The 4,206-nt window shown below is 35.5% G+C and carries 4 protein-coding genes; 3 read left to right on the top strand and 1 reads right to left on the bottom strand.

Annotated features, from left to right (window positions below; all coding sequences use genetic code 11):
- The 3 genes from EA412_00380 to EA412_00390 form a co-directional block, all read left to right on the top strand.
- A partial coding sequence (locus EA412_00380) for a hypothetical protein (protein ID TVR84399.1) occupies positions 1 to 973 on the top strand: 973 nt, incomplete at its 5' end.
- Positions 973 to 2,859: an ATP-binding protein gene (locus EA412_00385; GenBank protein ID TVR84400.1), complete on the top strand. Its 1,887-nt coding sequence runs from the start codon at positions 973 to 975 to the stop codon at positions 2,857 to 2,859. The genes EA412_00380 and EA412_00385, both read left to right, overlap by 1 nt.
- 37 nt (positions 2,860 to 2,896) lie before the next feature.
- Positions 2,897 to 3,559, top strand: coding sequence for a hypothetical protein (locus EA412_00390; protein TVR84401.1), 663 nt, complete (start codon positions 2,897 to 2,899; stop codon positions 3,557 to 3,559).
- A gap of 270 nt (positions 3,560 to 3,829) precedes the next feature.
- Here the strand turns inward: EA412_00390 and EA412_00395 are convergent, their stop codons facing one another.
- Positions 3,830 to 4,201 (bottom strand): hypothetical protein, encoded by a 372-nt coding sequence (locus EA412_00395; GenBank protein ID TVR84402.1) that lies wholly within the window; start codon positions 4,199 to 4,201, stop codon positions 3,830 to 3,832.
- Positions 4,202 to 4,206 lie beyond the last annotated feature (5 nt).

Consider the following 4,206-nt stretch of genomic DNA (forward strand, 5'->3'; position numbering starts at 1 on the left):
TTTTAAGTTTTATAAATGTGATATTGTTGAGTATACTTGGGAAAGTATTAAAAGCTTTAAAAAGAATAGAAAATATGAATTTCATATTCCTAAAAATGACGGATTACTGGATTTAATTGACAAAGCATCCAATGTCCTATCTGATATCTTAGTAGTTAATAGGGGTGTAAACATTGGTGGTTGCTTTGAAGTGTTTTTAAGTGATAAAAAGGCAACAGGCAATCATTATAAATACTTATCGGGTACAAAGTGTGTTAAACCTTATTACTATGAATGGAATGTTTCTGACGGCTATATGATTTTTGATGATAAAAAAGAAAAAGAATTACGTGCCACTGGAAAAACACTTGCATTGGGTAACCGAGAACGATATTTACAACCACGTTTATTTATACCAGAATCAGCACAATCTATAATGGCTGCTTATTCAGATGAATTAATTTATTCGGCTTATGGGCTATTAGTAGGAACATCTGAAAAAGGCATAGATTATTTGAAATATGCTTGCGGCCTATTAAATTCTAAATTAATTACTTTCTATTCCATTCAAAGGGAAATCCTACGAAAAGGTAATAAAGCCACACCTCATGTTGGTGTTAAAGGATTGAATGAGCTTCCTATTTATGTGGAAAAAAGTATTGTTAATGTATTTGCTACTATTGTTGATTATATTTTACTTCTTAAAAAAGTTGGGTATGATATCTCAATCTCAAACTATTTTGAAAGACTTATTGATGCCTCAGTTTACGAAATATATTTTACTGAATCTGTAAAAATGGCAAATGCAGAAGTCATAATTCATCTAAAGGATTTAAAGTCATTATCAAATGCAGACGATGAACTTTCAATTATAAACGACATTAATACAGTTAAACTTGCCTACAAAACGCTGACAAATACGCAGCACAAAGTTGACGCTGCATTATTAAAACTAAACAATGTAAAAGAAGTGCAACTCATTGAAGGTAAATAATGAAACGAGTAACTAAGTTTGAAATAAATAACTATCGGGCATTTTTTAATCACTATGCTATCGACTTACCACAAGGTGAAAATCTTCTTGTATATGGTGAGAACGGTAGTGGTAAAAGTTCTTTTTTTAAAGCATTCAGCAATTATTTAACTAGTTCGAGGGATTTGGGTTTTACATATGTAAAAAACAACTTTAGACCTGCTAATGATACTGGGGAGATTTCTCTAACTTTTGCCGATGCTGACCCTGTAACCCATTTGCCAAATGCAGGCACTGAACAGACTTTAAATTTTGGCAGTAATGCATCAACGCACAACGTGAATTATGTGATGGATGCTGAATTAATTAAAGGATTTCTTGATTATCGCAGCTTGTTAGATGTTTATTACAAAAATGAGCCAAAGCCAAACTTGTTTAATCTAATTGTTTTAAAAATTCTTGGTAAGCAATACAATACAGCAAGAACTTATCGATTTGGGGAGAAATGGCAACAACTTCAAGACGGCCTCACAACCAATTCTTATACAAGACAAGATTGGATACATAGAAATGCGTTCGCTGAACTGCCTGCTTATGAAGCCGAGCTTAGGCAGAGTTTACGTAACATTTTTCGTTACCTGAATAATACTTTGCTTTCAACTTACTTCTCAAATTTGAATATTCAGTTAAGGTTTGAATTACAGCCAATGACATTCAATTATGGCAATGGTAAATGGGAGTGGAAAACAACAGCAGATTTAAGATTAAGTGTCATTCAAAATGGTGCTCCGGTTCCCGATGACTACAATGATTTTTTAAATGAAGCTCGTCTTTCTGCAGTTGCGATTTGCATTTATTTAGCAGCACTAAAAACAAATCCAGAATTATTTGATTACAAAATTCTCTTCCTTGATGATGTATTTATTGGTCTTGATACAAGTAATCGCTTTCCGATTCTAGACATTCTTAAAGAAGAATTTAAAGAACATCAAATTTTTGTCACCACTTATGACCGTCACCTTTTTGAAATAGCAAAAAGAAAATTTGGAATTGAAATTCCTGGCAAATGGAAAACAGCAGAATTCTATGTTGACCATGACATAATAGGAACACAGCCATTTGAAAAACCAATTATTGTTGTTGGAGATACCCATTATGAAAAAGCAGTAAAATTCTTGAACGATAGAGAAAAACCGGATTATCCGGCAGCATCAAATTATTTCAGAAAGGCATTGGAGGAGATAATTCAAACTTATACTCCAGCATACGAAAGAACAGATGCGGAACACACCCAAATACTTGACCACAAACTAAATAAATTGGTTGATGTTACTAGAAATTTTTTGCATAAAACTGGTAATTCACAGGAGCATATAAATGCAATTGCTGGGATAATAACTGCGTTACTTCATCCATTATCACATCATGAAATAAAAGCTCCAATTTATAAGCGAGAACTTCAGATAGCACAAAACAAATTGCCAATACTTAAAGACCAACTTATCGCAATTGACCATAATACTAACATTAAATGTATGCTGGGTCTTAAAAAACCGCTGAGAATGAAGTTTACATTTAGTGCAGTTCATTTTTGCTATTATGAGTTATTGACCGAGGAAAATTTATTGAAAAGAAACAATGTTGCAGCTTTGCCGACTCCATTATTGTGTAAATGTCGCGTATCGCAAACAATCGAGCATAATGGAGCGATAGTTACTGGACCAATTTCTATACCAGCAACATCTATCAGATTCCATTATTTTTCGCTTCAAAATGCGTATGATACAATCCATGCATTTCTAGTAACTCAAAATGGGGCATTTCATAAGGAAGCAAATTATTTAGATGCAATTGAATGGCATAACGGGACAAATTGGGAATCCATAAATAATATTTTACCATGGTAGGGAAATGTATAATAATTACAAAGTAATTGCATTCTAAATGAAAACACTGGACTGGGAACCAAAAGAAAACGCACCAAGAGCTTTGTTAATTGGCCACGACCCACGGTTGCAAAATTCAGACACGCAAGCAGAATATGTGTTGTTTGCAAATTACTTTTTCGATAAAACCATCAAGGACAGGTCTTTTAAAAGTAAATACGGTTTAGCTGCATCCTCTTTTAATCAGATAACCAATATCACCAGCGGAAAAATTAAACCGGAAGAGGTTTACATTACCAATCTATGTAACTCGGCCTTGCCGCATGCTCCCAAAGGAAAAACTGTTTACCTCCCCGAAGATAAAGCAATAGAAGGGTTTGAAAATATTAAACGGATTATAACGGAAAACCCAGGTATTGAATACATTTTCCCCATGTCGCTTCAGGTGAATTACTGGCTGCAAAAGTTAGGCCTGTATGATTCAAATGATGACTTTGTGGAAAAATCAACCCCAAAGACAAATGGAATTCTGAATGAACCACCCTATTACGAGCCAAAAGAGAAAAGTACATTTCAGATGATTTGCGGAAATAACTATCATGTTTCCGAGGGAGCACAAACTGTAATTCCCATTTTACACGCTAAATGTTTTCCGCTTAATAAACAGTTTAGAGCTTATAAACCTGCATATGAAAGAATAAGAAATTATTTTAAAAATTGAGGAATGAGGGAGTTAACCCTCACATGGGAAATAAAATAAAAATATTGCTGCTCTTTTTGAGTTTTGCAGGCTAAACCATTATCTTCCAAGCAGGCTGGTACTTGCAAATATTAGTAATTTATGCCGTCAGAGAATGTTATTCAAGCTTGTCTTCATATTATTTCCATGATTTCAACTCAGGTCTTTCCTGGCATCGTTGCGTAATCGATATTTGGATCTTAATAGCGACCATATCTGCAAAATCACAGCGTTAAGTGCTTTTTAGCTGTGTTAATCCAAATAACTTATGCAACGCACGCTATAGCCGTTCGTCTTTTTGTTGCTGCCGATATAGACATGGCCGGCGAAGTGGCCCATCGACCTGCTCCAGGCGAGTGTGGGAGAAGAGTAGTATTGTATAGAGGTCCACCAATAGCCGCCTGAGCCAAGGCGGTCAAAACTCCAGGAGGAGGTACGGTAGCCGCCCGGAAGGGCCGAAAAACCAAACTCATCAAATCCGTGATGTGTGTCATCTGAGCTCCAACGCGGGTGCTCAGAGGTGTCGCATCCTTCCAAAGGTGAATCATCCTGCCTGCACAACTTCAATGCATTGGCTGCCCCATTTGGATTATCCATCTCGTTTGGAAAACCCTGAACAGCCAAATGGT

The organism is Chitinophagaceae bacterium, from assembly GCA_007695095.1.
Classification (GTDB): Bacteria; Bacteroidota; Bacteroidia; order Chitinophagales; family REEL01; genus REEL01.

Bases quoted from the DNA above. Each gene is read 5' to 3' on its own strand.
- EA412_00390 (TVR84401.1), top strand. From the start codon at position 2,897: ATGAAAACACTGGACTGGGAACCAAAAGAAAACGCACCAAGAGCTTTG.
- EA412_00385 (TVR84400.1), top strand. From the start codon at position 973: ATGAAACGAGTAACTAAGTTTGAAATAAATAACTATCGGGCATTTTTT.